Origin of the sequence: Novosphingobium sp. UBA1939, from assembly GCF_002336885.1 — a bacterium.
GTDB lineage: Bacteria > Pseudomonadota > Alphaproteobacteria > Sphingomonadales > Sphingomonadaceae > Novosphingobium.
The window spans coordinates 243-443 of sequence record NZ_DDFB01000125.1; the positions used below are offsets into that span (position 1 = coordinate 243).

Genomic DNA, 201 nt, shown 5'->3' on the forward strand with positions numbered 1-201 from the left:
TTGCCAGCATCGAGGAGCTCAACGGATGGCTGGAGGCCGAGTGTCTGCGCTGGGCCTCGTTGCATCCCCATCCCGAGCAGAAGGAACTGACCGTGGCCGAGGCGCTGGATCTTGAGCGGCCATCTTTGCAGCCGATGCTGGCGCCGTTCGACGGCTTCCACGAGACCGCCCATGCCGTGACCGGCACCTGCCTGATCAGCT

1 pseudogene is annotated in these 201 nt (G+C 65.2%); it reads left to right on the forward strand.

The features are described 5' to 3' along the window. A pseudogene (locus tag B3547_RS16195) lies at positions 1 to 201 on the forward strand (IS21 family transposase); the annotation flags it as partial.